At 40.3% G+C, this 16,967-nt stretch carries 21 protein-coding genes and 1 pseudogene; 8 read left to right on the forward strand and 14 right to left on the reverse strand.

Features of this window, described 5'->3' with window-relative positions; genetic code table 11:
* Positions 1–26: 26 nt before the first annotated feature.
* From L634_RS0103395 to L634_RS0103430, 8 genes are read right to left on the reverse strand one after another with little or no spacing between them, the layout of a single operon-like run.
* On the reverse strand, positions 27–1,535 hold the full coding sequence (locus tag L634_RS0103395) for a nitrate/nitrite transporter (RefSeq protein ID WP_026581237.1): 1,509 nt from the start codon (positions 1,533–1,535) through the stop codon (positions 27–29).
* 5 nt (positions 1,536–1,540) lie between these two features.
* Complete coding sequence (locus tag L634_RS0103400; RefSeq protein WP_026581238.1) at positions 1,541–1,816, reverse strand: hypothetical protein; 276 nt, start codon at positions 1,814–1,816, stop codon at positions 1,541–1,543.
* Complete coding sequence (locus L634_RS0103405) at positions 1,803–2,114, reverse strand: hypothetical protein (RefSeq protein WP_026581239.1); 312 nt, start codon at positions 2,112–2,114, stop codon at positions 1,803–1,805. Before L634_RS0103405 ends, L634_RS0103400 begins: the two co-directional genes overlap by 14 nt.
* A 5-nt stretch (positions 2,115–2,119) precedes the next feature.
* Complete coding sequence (locus L634_RS0103410) at positions 2,120–2,311, reverse strand: hypothetical protein (protein WP_026581240.1); 192 nt, start codon at positions 2,309–2,311, stop codon at positions 2,120–2,122.
* Positions 2,301–2,825 carry a Rieske (2Fe-2S) protein gene (locus tag L634_RS0103415; RefSeq protein ID WP_026581241.1) on the reverse strand — a complete coding sequence of 175 codons (525 nt, stop codon included), beginning with the start codon at positions 2,823–2,825 and terminating at the stop codon, positions 2,301–2,303. The genes L634_RS0103410 and L634_RS0103415 overlap by 11 nt, the downstream gene beginning before the upstream one ends.
* 12 nt (positions 2,826–2,837) lie before the next feature.
* Positions 2,838–3,398 carry a 4Fe-4S dicluster domain-containing protein gene (locus L634_RS0103420; protein WP_026581242.1) on the reverse strand — a complete coding sequence of 187 codons (561 nt, stop codon included), beginning with the start codon at positions 3,396–3,398 and terminating at the stop codon, positions 2,838–2,840.
* The gene (locus tag L634_RS0103425) at positions 3,399–5,567 is read right to left on the reverse strand and encodes a molybdopterin oxidoreductase family protein (RefSeq protein ID WP_026581243.1); all 2,169 of its coding nucleotides are present in this window, start codon (positions 5,565–5,567) and stop codon (positions 3,399–3,401) included.
* Positions 5,554–6,636, reverse strand: a complete 1,083-nt coding sequence (locus L634_RS0103430; protein WP_026581244.1) for a hypothetical protein — start codon at positions 6,634–6,636, stop codon at positions 5,554–5,556. The genes L634_RS0103425 and L634_RS0103430 overlap by 14 nt, the downstream gene beginning before the upstream one ends.
* A gap of 362 nt (positions 6,637–6,998) precedes the next feature.
* Here L634_RS0103430 and L634_RS0103440 point away from each other — a divergent pair, with 362 nt between their 5' ends.
* Positions 6,999–7,331: a hypothetical protein gene (locus tag L634_RS0103440; protein WP_232233692.1), complete on the forward strand. Its 333-nt coding sequence runs from the start codon at positions 6,999–7,001 to the stop codon at positions 7,329–7,331.
* Between the two features lie 64 nt (positions 7,332–7,395).
* A pseudogene (locus L634_RS34845) lies at positions 7,396–7,590 on the forward strand (hypothetical protein); the annotation flags it as partial.
* 455 nt (positions 7,591–8,045) lie between these two features.
* On the opposite strand, the gene L634_RS0103450 reads toward L634_RS34845, so the two are convergent.
* Positions 8,046–8,366, reverse strand: coding sequence for a hypothetical protein (locus L634_RS0103450; protein WP_026581247.1), 321 nt, complete (start codon positions 8,364–8,366; stop codon positions 8,046–8,048).
* A 377-nt stretch (positions 8,367–8,743) separates the two neighbouring features.
* Positions 8,744–9,166, reverse strand: a complete 423-nt coding sequence (locus tag L634_RS0103455) for a VOC family protein (protein WP_026581248.1) — start codon at positions 9,164–9,166, stop codon at positions 8,744–8,746.
* A 240-nt stretch (positions 9,167–9,406) separates the two neighbouring features.
* Here L634_RS0103455 and L634_RS34595 point away from each other — a divergent pair, with 240 nt between their 5' ends.
* A complete protein-coding gene (locus tag L634_RS34595; protein ID WP_269521423.1) occupies positions 9,407–9,529 on the forward strand; it encodes a hypothetical protein in 123 nt (40 codons plus the stop codon).
* A 97-nt stretch (positions 9,530–9,626) separates the two neighbouring features.
* A complete protein-coding gene (locus tag L634_RS0103465) occupies positions 9,627–9,806 on the forward strand; it encodes a hypothetical protein (RefSeq protein WP_026581249.1) in 180 nt (59 codons plus the stop codon).
* Positions 9,807–9,995: 189 nt separating this feature from the next.
* Here the strand turns inward: L634_RS0103465 and L634_RS30505 are convergent, their stop codons facing one another.
* The gene (locus L634_RS30505) at positions 9,996–12,086 is read right to left on the reverse strand and encodes a peptidoglycan D,D-transpeptidase FtsI family protein (RefSeq protein WP_034261865.1); all 2,091 of its coding nucleotides are present in this window, start codon (positions 12,084–12,086) and stop codon (positions 9,996–9,998) included.
* Between the two features lie 310 nt (positions 12,087–12,396).
* Between L634_RS30505 and L634_RS0103475 the strand changes: the two genes are divergently transcribed.
* Complete coding sequence (locus L634_RS0103475; protein WP_026581250.1) at positions 12,397–12,861, forward strand: DinB family protein; 465 nt, start codon at positions 12,397–12,399, stop codon at positions 12,859–12,861.
* A gap of 31 nt (positions 12,862–12,892) precedes the next feature.
* On the opposite strand, the gene L634_RS0103480 is transcribed toward L634_RS0103475, so the two are convergent.
* The gene (locus L634_RS0103480; RefSeq protein WP_026581251.1) at positions 12,893–13,564 is read right to left on the reverse strand and encodes an SOS response-associated peptidase; all 672 of its coding nucleotides are present in this window, start codon (positions 13,562–13,564) and stop codon (positions 12,893–12,895) included.
* 194 nt (positions 13,565–13,758) lie between these two features.
* Between L634_RS0103480 and L634_RS33755 the strand changes: the two genes are divergently transcribed.
* Complete coding sequence (locus L634_RS33755; protein WP_198029681.1) at positions 13,759–13,914, forward strand: hypothetical protein; 156 nt, start codon at positions 13,759–13,761, stop codon at positions 13,912–13,914.
* A gap of 30 nt (positions 13,915–13,944) precedes the next feature.
* On the opposite strand, the gene cdaS is transcribed toward L634_RS33755, so the two are convergent.
* Complete coding sequence (gene cdaS / locus L634_RS0103490) at positions 13,945–14,544, reverse strand: sporulation-specific diadenylate cyclase CdaS (RefSeq protein WP_026581252.1); 600 nt, start codon at positions 14,542–14,544, stop codon at positions 13,945–13,947.
* Positions 14,545–14,679: 135 nt separating this feature from the next.
* Between cdaS and L634_RS30510 the strand changes: the two genes are divergently transcribed.
* Positions 14,680–14,967 carry a class I SAM-dependent methyltransferase gene (locus L634_RS30510; RefSeq protein WP_232233693.1) on the forward strand — a complete coding sequence of 96 codons (288 nt, stop codon included), beginning with the start codon at positions 14,680–14,682 and terminating at the stop codon, positions 14,965–14,967.
* A 96-nt stretch (positions 14,968–15,063) separates the two neighbouring features.
* Here L634_RS30510 and L634_RS33245 read toward each other — a convergent pair whose 3' ends face one another.
* The gene (locus L634_RS33245) at positions 15,064–15,225 is read right to left on the reverse strand and encodes a hypothetical protein (RefSeq protein ID WP_157452340.1); all 162 of its coding nucleotides are present in this window, start codon (positions 15,223–15,225) and stop codon (positions 15,064–15,066) included.
* A gap of 328 nt (positions 15,226–15,553) precedes the next feature.
* Here L634_RS33245 and L634_RS0103505 point away from each other — a divergent pair, with 328 nt between their 5' ends.
* Positions 15,554–16,303 (forward strand): hypothetical protein, encoded by a 750-nt coding sequence (locus L634_RS0103505; protein ID WP_051428190.1) that lies wholly within the window; start codon positions 15,554–15,556, stop codon positions 16,301–16,303.
* Positions 16,304–16,967: the final 664 nt, after the last annotated feature.

A 16,967-nucleotide genomic window follows, 5' to 3' on the forward strand; every position in this document is an offset into this window, starting at 1 on the left:
CTCCTTTTGGCTATTCTTTAGCTCATTTATTTCGCCTGTTTAACTCGATGGCTTGAGATATCGCTGAACATGCCTGCATATTGAACAACATCCCCAGCATCGTTCTTAATTGCACTTATAGTCAGCCATTGAAGGTACTCTTCTCCATCTTTGCGGCTGTTCCATATTTCGCCTTGCCAAAACCCTTTTGTTTCGATTGATCTCCATAAATCCTGATAAAAACCTTTAGATTGTCTGCCAGATTTAAGTATATTTGGGTTTTTTCCGAGTACTTCTTCTTTCTGATAGCCAGTAATTTCAGTAAAAGCAGGGTTGACAGAGATAATTTTCCCGCTCCTGTCTGTTACAAGAATCCCCTCAACTGTGTGGTCAATAACCTGGCTGGCAATTTCCATTTTCCCTTGGAAATACATCCAAATAACAAGAATTAAGCTTGCAAGAGCTACTTGAGATAATGCCATAAAGCCGATTGCATAGTGGCCTGTAATATTAAATAATAGCGTCAGGATTAACGGAGGGAAGAATCCGCCCAGACCACCCATCGCAGAAACAATCCCATTAACGATCCCGGCCTGTTTTTGGAAGTACATTGGCACAAGCTTAAATATGACACCATTCCCAATCCCCGCTGAGAAAGCTATGCTTAAGCAACCGAAGGTATACCATGTGATAGATGGTGATAATGAAAGGATTACTGCTGAAACTGTATAAATGCCAAAGACGAACATCAGCAAAATCAAAGAATGAAAACGGTCAGCAAGCCAGCCTCCAATTGGTCTCATTGCGGTTGCAAGAATAATGAATCCTGCAGTTCTTAACCCAGCATCCACTTTATCCAGTTCAAAATGTGCTACAAGGAAGTTCGGCAGATAAATAGTAAAAGCCACAAAAGATCCAAATGTAATAAAATAAAATAAACTTAGCAGCCAAAGTTTTTCGTTTTTATAAACACCTTTGATTTGTTCAAGTAAAGGTGTTTTAACTTTTGTTTCTTTTTTATCACCAAGGAAGAAGTTAGCAGCAATAAAAATCGCAAGGATTACCATGTATATTTGTACTGTTGCAGACCAGCCAAATTTAGTGGCCACAACAGGTGCTGCAAAAGCGGTAACTGCTGTACCAAGGTTCCCTGCACCATAGATTCCATTTACGAAGCCGTGGCGTTCCTTAGGATAATATTTTGGCAGCGATGTTACCCCAACAGAGAAAACGGCCCCTCCCAACCCCAGGAATAAACCTCCAATCAATAAATCTGAAATGGAATCAGCTATGCTAATGTAGTACACAGGAAATAACAGCAGGATAAAACTGAACATAAATATTTTTCTGGCTCCGAATTGGTTGGCATAGTAGCCAAGCGGAATACGGAGCAGAGATCCGAGGATAACCGGAACCGCCGTTACGAGTGCCAGCTTGTCGGCTGGAATATTAATATCTTCCTTAATAAATGGCATAAGGGAGGATATTAATACCCAAACCATAAAGCCTGCTATTAAGTTTAACGTCTGCAAAGGAAGCTGTATTTTTCTTATCATTGTGCTCACGCTCTCTTCTTTATCACATATTTTAAACCTGCAGAATGGTCAATTGCGGTCCACTCCTTCGCTGTTGCCTCCACAGAGGAGGTGAGCGGAACCGCAAAGAAATTCATATGGTCAAAATAAATCCGCAAATGCGTTCCATCAGGGCAAAAGCCGGTTTTTTGAATGATCTTAGGAACAAATGGGGCCTTGTCATTCCCCTCTTCATCCAGAATCGCCACCTGTACATTTTGCAGAACAAAGCCATTTAAATCTTCTTTCTTAATGGTTTCCACAGCTGCCGCATCCTCTCTTTGCAGGATATACATACATTTGGTAGCCCTGCAAATAACTCCAGAAATCATCTCCTGCGTGATCTTCAATGTAATCAATGGTTTCCTCTTCCGACTCCCATTTGCTCATGCCTTTTACTTCAGCCACAACAATATCCATGCCGTCTTCATTCTTTTCATCCAAGTACCAGTTCAAGCGGATCCCTTTGAACAATTCAGATAGCATTTGGTCAACTTCTGATGCGAAGTTTCCTGAAGCTTCTCTAATAAAACAAAAGTCAAGATAAGTTTCACTGTTCATTTTAATCACGCCCTCATGTTAATCGTCTTTTTATAAGCGAATACCGCTAATGGAAATAAAACAATATTCAAGCCTCCAAAAATTAATACATTTACATAGTTTTCATAATAATATTGGTGAACCATATACTGGGTAAACACTATATTCATCATTAATATAGCGGACAATATGATGACGCCGATATAGCTACGCTTCATAACGTTTCACCCTCACTGCATAAATTACTCCATTCTCTGCTTTTACCTGTATTTCCGGAAGCTGCCTTCTGGGCGGTCCGGCAGTTGGTGCGCCTGTTTCAACATCAAACTTGCCATGGTGACAGGGACAAACCATTTCTCCTTGTTCCTTCACCCAAAATACCGGACAGCGCAAATGAGTACATGCATTTTGATAGGCAACATATTTGTTTTCTGACAATCGTATTAAAATGGCATCGTCATGATCGCCAGGAAACTTGAATTCCACAGCTTCGCCAATGGGCAGCCTGCTTACATCTGTTATTTTCTTATGCGGATATTCTTTTTCACCCAATCCCATCAATTCTTTTGCAGCGACCGCACCCCATGGAAGGGAGGAAACTGCAAATATGCCTGCAGCCCCTACCAGCGTCTTCATAAATCCCCGTCTATCCAGCCTTCTTTCATTGTTCCGTTCAATATTATGGGTGTAGTTATCTTCATTAAAGGGAATTTTATTATTTTTACCTGACATCCCCAATCCCTCCTAATACAGCTTTGTAATACCCTGCAGGATTCCCGGCAGATTTACTTTAACGTTTGTTTCGCCTTCCAGGTATGGCATGCTGGATACCCATTTCCCATTATCAAGATTGAATTGTTTCTTTTTGTTTTCTATTTCCTCATCAGTCAGCCACTGCAATGTATTAGACGGACAAACACTTGCACACATGGGCGGAATGCCATCTTTTGTCCGATCAATACATAAGTCGCATTTGTACATTAAGTTCTGTTCAGTGTCAAACTTAGGTATGCCATACGGACACGCAATGGTACAGTTTTGACACCCAATGCACTTTTCAACAAGGGCTGATAATACAGCCCCAGTTTCATGAATTTGGATCGCCTGGGCCGGGCAGCTTCTTGCACATGCCGGATTTTCGCAGTGAAGGCACATCAGAGGCATTGTCTGCCGGTTGACGAGAGGATTTACATCGTACACATAGTTCCGGTTGCGTTCCTCGTGCCCACCGCATTGCGTACATGCTGCAAGGCATGAACGGCATCCTATACAGTTTTCAAGTTCCAAGTACAGCCTCTTTTTCATTTATTGCACCTTCTTTATGTCGACTTTTTCCAGCTGTGCGGCACATGCCTTAAATTCAGGCATCCGGGATATCGGATCAAGCGCTGCAATAGTTAATAGATTGATAGAGTCTTCGTGACCAAAATGGTATGGAACAAAGACTGTATCCTTTCGGATTGCTTCTGTAATTTTAACTTTATAAATCGCTTCGCCTCTTCTGGTAAACAGGCGTACTCTTTCTTCGTGTTCCATATTATATTTTGCTGCTGTTTCAGGATGTACCTCAACATAGGGTTCAGGGCACATGTCATGCAGGAAAGGAATTCTTCTAGTTTGGTTGCCTGATAGATAATGGTAAACTACACGCCCAGTAGTTAAGCGGAGCGGGTATTTTTCACATGGTTCTTCAGCCGGCGGACGATATGGCAATGCGCAAATCTTAGCTTTGCCATCCGGATGATAGAATTTCTTATCAAGGAACATGTGTGGCGTTCCTTTGTCATTTTCATCCTTACAAGGCCAAAAAACGCCGTCCTGCTTCTCGATCTTATCCCAAGTGGCTCCATAATAGTCGGCATAGCCGCCCTTACTTGCCAATCTGAATTCCTCGGCAACATCTCTTGCTGTCTTTAGGTGGGAGAAATACTTCCCTTTTCCTAGACGTTCGGCTAATTCAACTTGAATTTGCCAGTCTGGCTTCGATTCCCCTAATGGCTCCTGCGCTTTATTGATCTTTATGATGCGCCCTTCGATGTTCGTTACAGTTCCTTCATCTTCAGACCAGGTAACCGCAGGAAGAATGACATCTGCAAATTCTGCTGATTCAGAAAGGTAGAAGTCTGAACACACCATGAAATCTAAATTCTTAAGCGCCTTTCTTACAAAGTTTTGATTTGGCGCGGAGACTGCCGGGTTTGAGCAAAGCAGATACAATCCGCGAATTGTTTTCTCTTCCATCAGCTCAAACATTTCATATGCGGAAACACCTGGCTGCGGCATTTCTTCCGGTGTAATCCCCCAGACCTGGCATACTTCTTTAACATGCTGAGGATTTGTGATTTTACGATATCCAGGCAGAAGATCTGACTTCTGGCCATGCTCTCTTCCGCCCTGGCCATTTCCCTGCCCTGTAAAAGTGGCTACTCCGGATTTCGGACGGCCAATTTTGCCAGTTAAAAGTGCCATATTTGTGTAACCCGATACATTATCAACACCCTTGTGCTGCTGTTCTATTCCCCTGGCAAACATAACAACTGCGTTTGGCGCCTTGCCGTAAAGCTCTGCAGCACGAACGATTTTTTCAGGTGCAACGCCAGTCAGCATGCTAGTGTATTCAGGAGTAAATTCTTTAACGAGTTCCTTTGTTTCTTCAAATCCGTTTGTATGCTTGTTTATAAACTCTTCATCGATATATCCTAACTCTATTAACTGATTGACAATTCCATTTGCCAGCGCAAGGTCTGTGCCCGGCTGAAGGTCAAGGTGAAGGTCTGCTCGCCTTGCAATCGGTGTTTCACGCGGATCTGCAACGATGATATAGCCGCCTCTTTCCTGAACGTTCCAGATGCGGAACATAGAAGTTGGATGGCATTCAGCCGTGTTGCTTCCTGCGATAAACAAGCAATCTGTTTCATGGATATCCGTCCATGGAAGTGTTGAACCCCGATCCACTCCAAAAGAACGGAGGAAGCCGCCGGCAGCACTCGACATACAAAAACGGCCATTATAATCGATGTAGCGGGTTCCAAGGGCAACACGGGCAAATTTGCCAGTTAAATAGCATTTTTCATTTGTCATGGATACACCGCTGAATACTGATAGAGTATCTTTGCCATATTCCATTTGCAGCTCGGCAAACTTTCTGGCAATCAGGTCATACGCCTCATCCCAGCTTGCTTCACGGAAACCTTTAGCCGTTCCTTTCAGTGAAGCATCATCACGTATCAGAGGTTTTAACAGGCGATCTTTGTGGTTGGTCTGCTGATAGGCAGTAACGCCTTTAGGACACATTTTTCCGACTGTAACAGGCCAATCATATCGAGGTTCAACCCCGATGATTTTATTTGTCTGTGTATTAACCCTCAAGTTCATTCCGCATTGCATGCCGCAATAGCTGCAATGTGTTTTAATTAATTTTTCATTTGGATGGTTTAAATTCTCGATTTCTTTAAAAAACTTATCCCTTTGCATTCTGGTTTGCCTCCTTGACCTTCACTTCATGGGTAGGGAATCCGGAAAATTGAGCAATCCGGTATTTTCTTCGGCAAGGAAGGCACATTTCCGCAAGATGGTGCCCTTCCTTCGTCTTAAATTGGATATCGTTCACTCCAAGCACATCGACGACATCTTTGGATTGTTCAGCTGAAACAAACTGATCACCGCAAATTTTGCACTTCTTCATGCCTTGCTCCGCATAATGCTCTCTGTAGTTTCTTGCCAGAACACTCATTGGACGGAATGGGATATGGGCAAGTTTACCGAATGGCAGGTAAATTAGTGTAATAATGACTGACCATTGATGAATCAAGGACATTGCAGGCTGTCCCGCACCATGTAAGAATACATTCATAAATGTTAATGCCAGTCCTGTAACACTGACTAGGAGAAGCATGTATAAAGGCATGAAATCATACAGAAATTTCTGTTCCGCTTTTGCCTGCATATTTTTCAGGCGGCGGTATAGCGCCATACAAACTCCGGCAATTACCATTACGGCAGTTATATTCAGCGCGTTATATGACAGGTTTGCGATGATGCCGTCTGCAGGGACAGTCATCACCTTCATCCCCATTGCAATGATGTTGTAGTAGCCATTATCATCCATCGTAAAGTACATCCACCCGAAAACGAGAGGGAAAGTAACGAAGCAGGATAGAATGCATCCCCAGCCGATTAACACGTGCTGGATCCATCGGTAAATTCCCCTATTCCAGATAAAATTGTAAGTAGCAAGATGTTCCATTGAAGTTTTTGGAGTTGATTTCCTGAATATTAACTTCAGTCCTTTTTTTAGGATGACCTTTGTTGGCGGACGTTCCCCCCAGGAGATAAATCGATAGAAGAATCCTCCGAGAAACACGAGTGTTCCAGCCATATATCCATAAAGATTCAAATCCACGTGTGTAAACATTCTTGTTCCAATAAAAGATAAGATTGCAAGTGCCGTTACAGATAAAAACATAGACTTGGCAAAATGGGATGCAAACGCATTGTTTATTGTATTTCCTGCCTTTTGATTGACTGCAGTCTTTGCCTGCATATTAACTCCTCCTCATTCACAAACAATTACCTTAGTTTTATTGTAAAAGCAGGAGGAAGTTTACCATATCGGGGAACTTCCCCATTTGGAGAGGGAAATTCCCCTATCTTTATTAAAGGAACTTTTCTCATAATTGTTGATTTTTCTTATTAATTTTGCCCGTTGATTTCCACTGCGGGCACTCAAGCTTTCCCGCGGGGATGAATGCGGGCCTCGCCGACTTCGACTGTGGGGTCTCCGACTCCCCTCTCTTTGGAGCAGGATGTTGGAAAAGTTGCAATATAATGAAAAAAAAGACCCTTTTAAAGGCCTTAAATGAAACCATTTATAATACTTATCCGTAATCATGGAGAGGAGGCTGAATGATGAAAAGAAATCTAACTTTACTTCTAGTTGCTTTATTGGTGGAAACATTGGTTACGCTCTTAATATCTTCTGCTTTATCCATTCGGTTTATCGAAATTATGTTTTTTGCGGGAGTGGCTTTTACAGCTTTAACAGTTTGGTTCTCAGGGAGCGGAGGGATGGTAACAAAGTTTATTGATAGTACATTAAGCGCCCGGACAGGGTTATTAACAGAGAGGGAGGAGTTTCGTTTCAGGCCGAATTTTGTGGTCTTGGCTTCAGCTATCTTTCTCCTAATTGGATTAGTTTTCTTTGTCCTGCTCGTAACAAATGTGATTCCTCCAGCTTAAATCATCAAGGTGTACTTTCACATATGGTAAAATATACGTAAACTTTATAAAAGGAGATATTAGTATGGCTAAATCAGCGGCAAAAAAAATGCGTGATAAAGCAGTCCGCGAGGGAAAAAGAAATCCTGTTTTGAATCGCAGCCCGTTTGCCTATACAGATATGCAAACAAGGAAAACGAAGACTAAGAAAGATAAATTATATAGATGCAAATATAGGAACCGCTTTTCTGATTCAGATGGAAAAGATGGTTCTTTTTTTGGTGTAATCATCCCCATTTTCGTTTTATCCCGATTCTCCTTAATAAAAACGGTTTCTTTAGCTGATAAATTTGTTTCCAGCTTTGGTAACCAAACCTGGCAGTTAAAACACCTATTTCAAGTATTTTGTACCGCCTCAAATACTTGAAAAGCCCCTTAATGAAAGGCTCTGTTAAATTTGCCTGTTGATTTCCGCTCCAGGCGCTCGCTTTCCGCGGGCGGTCCGACGCTCCTCGGCGCATTCGCGCCTGTGGGGTCTCCCTTTGACTCGCTTCTCCCGCAGGACTTTGAATAAGCTTCCCCGAGTTAACACCGCACGAAGGAAATGCAAATGCATTTCCGAGGATCTCGCGCCTTCCGCTCCAATCAACAGGGTGCCAAAATCAACATTATAATTTAACACAGCTTAATGAAAAAAATGCGGCAAAACAGCCGCATTCTTTCTAAAATAAAATATTACCTTCTTAATATGCCCATCTCTTTAATATTAGTCCGGGTGTCACTATCCCCCAGATCATATATCATCCGATATATTTCTTCCATTGTGGCATCATATTTATCATTTTGAGTTTCTTCCTTATTTTCCACCAAAGGTACATGTGCCAGCTGAAATGTTTTCATATCCGCATCATAATTTTCCCTGATGTAATCAGCTATTTTGGCTATTTCTCTGTCATCCGCATAAATTTTAAACTGCCATTCAGCAGCTTCATCCGGCGCCGGATATATTTGAGCATTTTCAATATCTATATAGTATGGCTTTTTTGTATGTTCCATGACTTCATCTCCTCACTTTTTATTGGTATTTACCACAAATGCCTATAAACTAACCTTTTCAATCTTATTGAATGATTTGACACCCATGGTACTTTCCAATCATGGCTTGCTATAGCTGTGCATTTTTAGGAAGCTGGCACAACGATAAATTTCTTTAGGAGGTATGTGATCGGTATTTTAAGCGGGATCAAAAGGATGAACCAATGAATTATGGCGAAGTCTTTAGCACATGGTCCTACTTAGCGGGAGCCAAAGAAATGGTATCAGCCTATCAGACGATGTTAAGCCCCTTCGGAGATGAGACTTGAAAAAGCTCGAAGAGGCGACCCGCGTTTCCAAGCAAGAAGAAGATCAGATCGAACAACTCTTCTTCTTCGTCAGGAATCGATATATATTTTTTTAAAGCTGGGGCTTAATTCACTCCAAACATCAAAAAGATTGCCGTCCGGGTCTGAAAAAACAAAATTACGGCCAGGATGCCCACGGTCTTCAATCTCTCCTACTTTTACACCCATGCCAGAAAGATCCTCATGGAGATGTTCCAGTTCACATTGCCCATCAACTTCAAATGTAAGAGAAAAACGTTCTTTCCCGTCTGAGTCAATAAAATTCATGCTCTCATTTTCTGCAGACTGAACCAAAAAGAAGCTTTGGCTTGCTAAATTGATAATCGCCATTTTTCCCTTTTCATCTTTATAGCTCTCAATGGCTCCAAGTTTTTCTGTATACCACTTTAAAGAATCATTTACGTTTGCAACAGGTATGTAGGCTGTTCCAACTCTTAGGAGTTTTTGCTTCATCCATAACCCCTCCCCACTCTTTTTTCTATATGTAAATTCTATCCAAAATGATTAATACCTTTTTTTAAAGTCGACATTGATTGTTTTCATGTACGACCTCCTTCTTAAATTTTGTTCCCTAGACTTCCCCTATATACTCATACTCCTGCTTATAATGCCAATCTTTTCCGGAGAGCCTGTTTACATTCCTGCAAAATGGGTTAAATAAATTAAAAAACAACTAGAATGGGAGCTTGATAGATGATTAAGGAAATGGAATATTTAACATTCATTAAAGAAATTGGACGTCTGTTCAATGACTACTACAAATGCAGCGATGATATAATCAAGCAAATTCTCCTTGCTGATATTCAGTTAATTTGATATGCACTTTATTAGATCTTTTATACTAATTAATTCATTTACTTTGACTATTTGAATAAATATGTATAGTATGCTGACGGACGAAAGGAGCAGGAGCATGTGGTTTTGGATTCTGGCAATCTCCATCCCTATTATCATCCTGGCAGTTTTGGAAGAAACGATTCAGTTTCTTGTTAACCGGAAGATTTTTGGAAAAGACGAAAAGCAGTTTCTGCTAAAAGAAAAATTAAAAGCTATTAAAAATAAACTAATGTACAAGAAAACCCCTTCCCAATAAGGAAGGGGTTTTCTATGTTATCAAAGAACCGGCGCCCTGCCATGGTCTCTTGCCTTTTCATATGGGTAAGCCATTCTTAAGATAAATCTCCATGGTTTCCCTCATTCTAACCCTGGAGCCCTTCTGTACTACAGGAAATCTCCAGGATTAAGATTCTTCTGTTTTGGCATTATGATCCGATTCTTCTGCTTACTGCTGATGTTTTTCACCGGACATCCGCTGCTTTTTTAATTCAAAATATGTGTCCAAAACCCTTCTTCCGATTTCATAATTGGCTGTATGCCCGCTTCTTCCCTGATATGCCCATGGGACAATGACAGACATGGCTATTTCAGGGTTATTATGCGGTGCATAGGCAACCAGGCTTAAATTCATAACGTCAATTATAGGGTCACCTTTTTTTCTAAGAGGGCCGTCATAAAATGCCTCCGCTGTCCCTGTTTTGCCTGCAGGAGAATAAGGAGCATCAGCAAACCTTCTATAAGCTGTTCCTTCCGGGTGCTGCATAACCTGTCTTAACCCCTCTTTGACAGTGTTAAGTTCTCTTTCGCTTACATCAATTGTGTTCAAGACCGTTGGCTGGATATCCTTCCAAACTGGCCCTAATTCGTTTTGCTGCTTGGAAGGTTCACGAATTTCTTTAACAAGACGCGGCTGGATTCGGTAGCCACCATTAGCAATGGTTGAAATATATTGGGCCATTTGCATTGGAGTATAAGTATCATACTGGCCAATTGCAAGGTCTAATAGGAATCCCGGCAAGCGCTGGGGTCCCTCATAGCCTATTGATTCATTGGGCAAGTCGATGCCTGTCCGGACCCCAAGGCCAAACTGGCCAAAGGACTCTCTCATATCTTCAAATGCTCTTGGATTTTTAAACCCGAGAGGCTGATCGTAAGCGTATCTTGCATCTGCAATTTCTACAGCTGTTTTGAACATATAGACGTTGGAGGAAATTCGTAAAGCCCTTGTTTCGTTCATAACAGCTTGAAAGTTAAACCATGACTTTTTCACTTGCGGCGTTCCTGCAATTTTCATGGGAGCATCCAAAAAAGTGGTTCCAGGCGTAATGGCTCCTGTTTTATAACCTGTTAGCACTGTTGCACCCTTAACCGATGATCCAACATTATAAGAGGATGCGATGGTGCCGAGCGCATAATCCTGGAGCACCGTTTTGCCTTTATCATCTTTACCGATCATTTTTCCTGCCATTGTCAGGACCTCACCTGTATGGGGGTCCATTAAAACCACAAATGCACGATCCATTAAATAGGTGCCTCGAGTCCGTTTGGCAGCCCAAATTTCTTCCTCCAAAACCTTCTCGACTACCCGCTGGAGATCCATATCTATTGTAAGAACAAGATCTTTTCCCCTTTGCCCTTCCGAAACCAGTTCGCTTCCAAGAATTTCACCCTTTTTGGTGATCAGCCTTTCTTTGGATTTTTGGCCATGCAATACGTCTTCATATTGCATTTCAAGATAGCTTTTTCCTACACGTTCATTTCTGCTATAATCTCTTGAAAGAAAGTAATCCAATCGTTCCTGCGGCAGACCCTCTTCAGAATCTGTCACTTTTCCGAGAACCGTCTGAAGTGTGTTCCCGAAAGCATATGTACGATCCCAATCAGTTGTCGTAGTTACTCCCGGCAAATATTGAAGATGCTCGCTTACAGCAGCATATTCTTCAGGAGTTACGCCTTCATTTTTTACAATTTGCGGAGTCATGGCATATCCGCTTGTAAACTCCCTATAGATTGCTAATACTTCAAGATCCTGATCAGTAAGCTGCTTAAGATCGTCTTCGTTAATTCTCTTAAGCTGCATCTCATAGATTTGTTTATCCGTAAGTTTTTTATTGTTAAAAAGCTCCCATTCCTTTTCAGTAATTTTTTCTTTTACCTCCTCAGGATTTTTCATGATCCAAAAATCCTTCTTATCCCTTTCCCTTACTTTGTCTGGATTTTTATCAATCAGCACAGCCAGCCGTTCAGCCACCTCCAGAATTTCTTCCTGCTTGGCATTTCGGTTGGTATACGTGATCGCACTCTTTGGAATATTATCGACGATTACATGATGGTTTCTGTCCAGCATCCTTCCTCTTGGAACAGGCTTGGAAACAATTACGTCTTCGGTTCGATTAACCTCGTTTTTATATGTCTCCCCATTAACAATCTGAACAACTCCAAGCCTTAAAATAAGCAATGAAAATAAAATAAAAATCACAAAGAATAACAAATTAACCCTAAATGGCACATGGCTTTTCTTTTTCTTTCTTCCCATGCTTGAATCTCCCCCCTTTTATTGAAGCTCTGTCTATATTACAGAGATTCTTGCCCCTGTTAATTTATTCCACATTTTTTCATGGAATCCCTGCCAATTAATGTACTGAAATAATCTTTTTTATCGTATCGTATAAAGGGTGGAATTATTTTAATTCAAGGCTGTTTTAAAGCTTATTGGATTTTAGCACCCTGTTGATTGGAGCGGAAATTATCAGAGATAATTTTAAAAAAGAAAAATTACAGGTAGGATTTTAAGGAATTGAAGTTGAAATTGTAATACGGATTAAACAATTTAGGAGGGAACAAGAATGGATAGATCTCAAAAACTTTTAAACTATTTTTTATCACATCGAAAGGTAACAAATGAGCTTATCAGCAAAATTGATGAAAATAATTATGATTACAAACCAACTGAAACCAGCATGCCTGCCGGGAAGCTAGTAACACATATGCTCACTTCTTTTTACATGTTTACAAAAACAGTAAAAGTCGGCAACGCAAGTGTTTTTGGAGAAAAGTTTGATGATCTTCCTCATAACCTCTCGGAAGCTGCTGCTGCCTATACAGAAAAGTCTATAGATTTGATTTCTTCCCTGACAAATGAAGAATTGAATAGAAGCATTGATATGACACAGATATTTGGGATTGAGCTAACCGGAAGCGAACTTCTTCAGATTGCTATGGATCACGAAATCCATCATAAAGGCAATTTATTTGTCTATGTAAGAGAAATGGGGCATACAGACCTTCCGATGTTTGTAAGCAGGGGATAAGAAAGGACGCCATTAGGCGCCCTTTTTTTCTTTATAAGCTATTCAGAGGGGAAATCAGTTCTGCCTGCTCATTTTTTGGAGAGTTAACTTTCGCTGATACTGGATACATATCCATTTTTCCAGCAGGGAATGGCACGAGCAAAGACTTCAGGAAATCTGTATCTTCAAAATTGGGATTAAGCCAGTCCTCAAAATCTCTTTCTTGCAAAATAACTGGCATCCGATCGTGTACTTGCTCTGTTAATTTGTTAGGATCAGTAGTAATAATTGTACAGCTTACTAATGGAGAATTCCCTTTAAGCCACGTATCCCAAATACCTGCAAAAGCAAATGGCTCTTCATCCTTCATAATAAATCTGTACGGCTGTTTTCCTTCGTCTGTTTTCTTCCATTCATAAAAACCGTCAGCGAGGATTAAACACCTATTTCTTTTGAAGGGTGTTTTAAAGCTGGGTTTTGAGTCAATGCCTTCAGCTCGTGCATTAATCATTTTATAGCCAACCTTCACATCCTTGGCCCAAAATGGCACCAGCCCCCACTTCATCTGCCTGCCCATCCGTTCATTGCCATTTCCAACAACCGTCAATATATTTTGACTTGGTGCAATATTATACCTGGGTACAATTTCTCCGCCCGAATATGTAAATTCAAATGCCATCTGCAGCTTATGAATTGCTTCAGTCAGCGTAAAACGCCCGCACATCCCTTTCACCTCTCTCTTTAGCCGACAATAATTCTTTCCTTCGGATAATGGTAGTTTAATTCAATTAAAACAGAAAATCCAATTACAGCAAGAGTCAGAAAACTTTCCTGAAATTTCTTACAGAAGACACTCATCTATTTGGTTTAGGCTGAGCATATTAAAACTGTTAACTACTATTAAAGGGAGGGCTTTGCATGTCAAAACAAGGCAGACAAAATAAAAACCAAACGAGGACACAACTTGAAAAGCAAGACAAAAGAAATGATATCGAGCTTGGAAGCGAGTTTCAGGCAGGGAATGATAGCTCTCAAAGCCAGAAGAAAAGCGGAAAACAAGTAAATAAAAAGTAAGCAAAAATCCCCCAGTTTCAGGGGGATTCTTCATGTTCTGACTGTATAAAGCTGTCCGTCCACCGCAAATGAAATTCGGCCGGTTTCTTCGGAAACAATAATGACAACGGCATCCGTTTTCTCCGTGATTCCCAATGCGGCTCTATGCCTTGTCCCGAGTTTTTTCCCCTCTATGGTTTTCCTGGCAAGAGGCAAAATGTTGCCTGCCGAAATAATCATATCTTCCTTAACGAGGGTTCCGCCATCATGAAGAGGGTTTCCCGGATAAAAAATGGTTTCGAGCAAGGTATGGCTGACCTTTGCCCCGATTGGCGTACCATTGTGCAGATATTCATCAAGCGGCTGCCTTCTCTCGACAACAATAAGCCCCCCATGCTTTTTTTCCGATAGATGCTGAGCTGCCAGGGATAGGTTTGAATATTCCTTCGTATATGGAGATAGGTACGACTGCAAATAATAGGTTGAAGCAATGTTATGGGCTTCCGTCACCATTTTTTGCAATCTTTCAAAATCGGATAAAATACAGCAGTTGAAGTCCTCAAGCGTTTTGGAAAGTGAATGGAGCTGCTCATCTATATTGCCAATATAGCGGTTTAGGTCATTTCGATATTGTTCCTCGCCGTAAATCATCGGACTTCCTCCAATTCTTTTCATATTAGTACCTTTTCCACAAAAAAAATATTTATCCGCTTATACCTAGCAGAAAGAGGTTTAGAACAAGTAAAAATAGACTAAATATAAGTATTACGCAACGAGGTGAGAAATATGTTTGAACTTTTGGCAAAACAATTTGAAAAACCTGAAGGAATTTTGGGGAAACTTGCAGGTAAAATTATGTATTTTGAAAACCGCAAGATTAATAAATGGACTATTAGGAAGCTCAATATAAAGCGCAGAGACTCTATTCTAGAGGTGGGATACGGGCCAGGATACAGCATCCTCTTTATTATGGACAACTACCGGCATGTAGAAGCGGATGGAGTCGATGTCTCAGAAGATATGAAAACTGCGGCGTCTAAGCTAATGACAATGAAACACAAAACTGGAAAGTAGCAAACAGAAGCAACAAATTAGGAACGGACCTAGTTAAATTAGGACTTTTAAAAAGTGCAAATTAATTTAAAAAGGGTGAGCCGACAATTATTAAGCTCACCCTTCAATTTTTTCACCTTCATAAATGATATTTTTTCTAGCAAAGTCAAGATGAAATAGTTCTTCGCCAGGAAAATGATATACCCCACATTGAAAAAGCAGAAAAACATCACCTATTCTATCCTTAAAATAATTTTCTACTTCAGATCTTCTAACCAATACATCAACTCCCTTAGTATAAATTCTTATTACTATCCATTGCTTTTTAAACCTGCCAAGTGTAACTTAGGTAAGTTTTTTAGTTCTTTTGATTAGTAATTCCTTTTTTTACCAAAATTGCACTTCGTCGTTCAGTTGCTGGTTCTAGGTGAACAAGATCCCAAAATTCCTAATGAATACTCGATACAAATCTAGTTAACATAATTATTCTTATCGGCAATGAAAAAGGATCTTCAGTTGGAAGATCCTTTTAGCTGTTTGTTTAATTAAAGCGCTCTTTTCTTGAATAACTGAGAAACTTCTATTAGCTGGTTTAGTTGGGAAACTTTTGTTATATAGTGCTGCAGCTGAAAATGAGACCAACGAGACTGTTAAATCTGATGTAAAAACTGTAAAATTGACTGAAAAAGAGATGATAAAAAGTATTAAAGAAAAATATAAGGATTCTGATGTAGCAAACAAATTAATTGAGAAAAGGAAAAAAGGGGAACTTTTTGATTCAGAGAATCCGAAGAAGCGACACCTTGGAATAAAGAAACAAATAGATAAATATACTACAATTACTACTTTCCCTGATGGTTCAGTGATTGAAGAAAAGGTGGATTTTAGTGATGCTACCTTTTATGACGAGGATGGTAATGTTATTAACAATCCATTTACCCCTTTAACAAATACTGAACTTGAAGAATTAGAGAAAGCTGAAGAACCTGAGTTTTCAACCATGGCAAGTGTGATAAGTGGAGGTAGTTGGTCATCGGGAAGTGGTTATAGATGTGTTAATGGAATCAATGTACAAAAAGAGGTTTGGGGCAGATACGGCGCTGAGTATAGTGCAGACTTCTGTTTATACGATGGTGCTTACGATCATCTTCAAAGAGTATATGGAGTTAGACTTTGGTTTGATGGTGACTTTGATATTTTAGATCAAGGTGTTTTTAGAAGTAGAGAAACTATCGACTATAGCGCATATGGCGGAGTAAAGTTTAAGGTAAGTACCGGTCCAGATAGTGAAACGTCAACCCAATGGCTCTATTTGCGCGTCGGTTCAAATAATTATTGGTATACATCCACTTATTAACTTTTAAAGGGTGGTGGACATCTTTGTTTGATAATATAATCGTACATGAAACTCTTTTATTCTTCCATCGAATAGAGCCGTTAATGACTTTTATTAGTGCGGTTGCATTAGTATGGATTGCATGGAAGCTAAAAAGAAATAAAGATTAATTAAACCGTAGGCTGTTGAGAAACTTTCTGCAAGAGTAGAGTCAGGAATTTGCGGATTTACAACGTTAAAGAAATTTTTATATTAAAAAGCCTAATTTCTCAGCATTAAGTTGAGAAATTAGGCTTTTTTCGTTGCTCCATTAAAGCGCCCTTTAATGGAAGATCAATCGTTCTTGAATATCCAAGTTGCACAGATATTCAAGCATCGCACCTGTTCACTTTAAGTTATCATGAACGAAACTAGCTCCTTACTCGTAACACCGTAGGTTAATTTGGTTACACTGTTTACTGGAAAAGCAAACCAAATCAGAGCTACATTACGGAAGGAGCTAGTTATTATGAAGGATACCATAAAATATGTAGGTTTAGACGTTTCAAAAGAAAAAATTGCCGTTGCCATTGCAGATGAGGGTCGAGATGAGCCAAGGTATTGGGGAATGATTCCTAACACTCCGGAATCCATTAGAAAATTAGTAAAAAAGCTTGGAGAAAAAGAGAATCTTCGAGTGTGCTAT

The sequence above is a fragment of the Bacillus sp. J33 genome (genome assembly GCF_000518885.1).
Lineage (GTDB): Bacteria > Bacillota > Bacilli > Bacillales > Cytobacillaceae > Cytobacillus.

Coding starts and splice junctions, on each gene's coding strand:
- L634_RS0103395 (WP_026581237.1), bottom strand. CDS start 1,535: ATGATAAGAAAAATACAGCTTCCTTTGCAGACGTTAAACTTAATAGCA.
- cdaS (WP_026581252.1), bottom strand. CDS start 14,544: ATGATTTACGGCGAGGAACAATATCGAAATGACCTAAACCGCTATATT.
- L634_RS0103455 (WP_026581248.1), bottom strand. CDS start 9,166: ATGAAGCAAAAACTCCTAAGAGTTGGAACAGCCTACATACCTGTTGCA.
- L634_RS0103465 (WP_026581249.1), top strand. CDS start 9,627: ATGTGGTTTTGGATTCTGGCAATCTCCATCCCTATTATCATCCTGGCA.
- L634_RS34595 (WP_269521423.1), top strand. CDS start 9,407: ATGATTAAGGAAATGGAATATTTAACATTCATTAAAGAAATTGGACGT.
- L634_RS0103440 (WP_232233692.1), top strand. CDS start 6,999: ATGATGAAAAGAAATCTAACTTTACTTCTAGTTGCTTTATTGGTGGAA.
- L634_RS0103430 (WP_026581244.1), bottom strand. CDS start 6,636: ATGCAGGCAAAGACTGCAGTCAATCAAAAGGCAGGAAATACAATAAAC.
- L634_RS0103415 (WP_026581241.1), bottom strand. CDS start 2,825: ATGTCAGGTAAAAATAATAAAATTCCCTTTAATGAAGATAACTACACC.
- L634_RS33755 (WP_198029681.1), top strand. CDS start 13,759: ATGTCAAAACAAGGCAGACAAAATAAAAACCAAACGAGGACACAACTT.
- L634_RS0103405 (WP_026581239.1), bottom strand. CDS start 2,114: ATGAACAGTGAAACTTATCTTGACTTTTGTTTTATTAGAGAAGCTTCA.
- L634_RS0103410 (WP_026581240.1), bottom strand. CDS start 2,311: ATGAAGCGTAGCTATATCGGCGTCATCATATTGTCCGCTATATTAATG.
- L634_RS0103450 (WP_026581247.1), bottom strand. CDS start 8,366: ATGGAACATACAAAAAAGCCATACTATATAGATATTGAAAATGCTCAA.
- L634_RS30510 (WP_232233693.1), top strand. CDS start 14,680: ATGTTTGAACTTTTGGCAAAACAATTTGAAAAACCTGAAGGAATTTTG.
- L634_RS0103425 (WP_026581243.1), bottom strand. CDS start 5,567: ATGCAAAGGGATAAGTTTTTTAAAGAAATCGAGAATTTAAACCATCCA.
- L634_RS0103420 (WP_026581242.1), bottom strand. CDS start 3,398: ATGAAAAAGAGGCTGTACTTGGAACTTGAAAACTGTATAGGATGCCGT.
- L634_RS30505 (WP_034261865.1), bottom strand. CDS start 12,086: ATGGGAAGAAAGAAAAAGAAAAGCCATGTGCCATTTAGGGTTAATTTG.
- L634_RS0103480 (WP_026581251.1), bottom strand. CDS start 13,564: ATGTGCGGGCGTTTTACGCTGACTGAAGCAATTCATAAGCTGCAGATG.
- L634_RS0103475 (WP_026581250.1), top strand. CDS start 12,397: ATGGATAGATCTCAAAAACTTTTAAACTATTTTTTATCACATCGAAAG.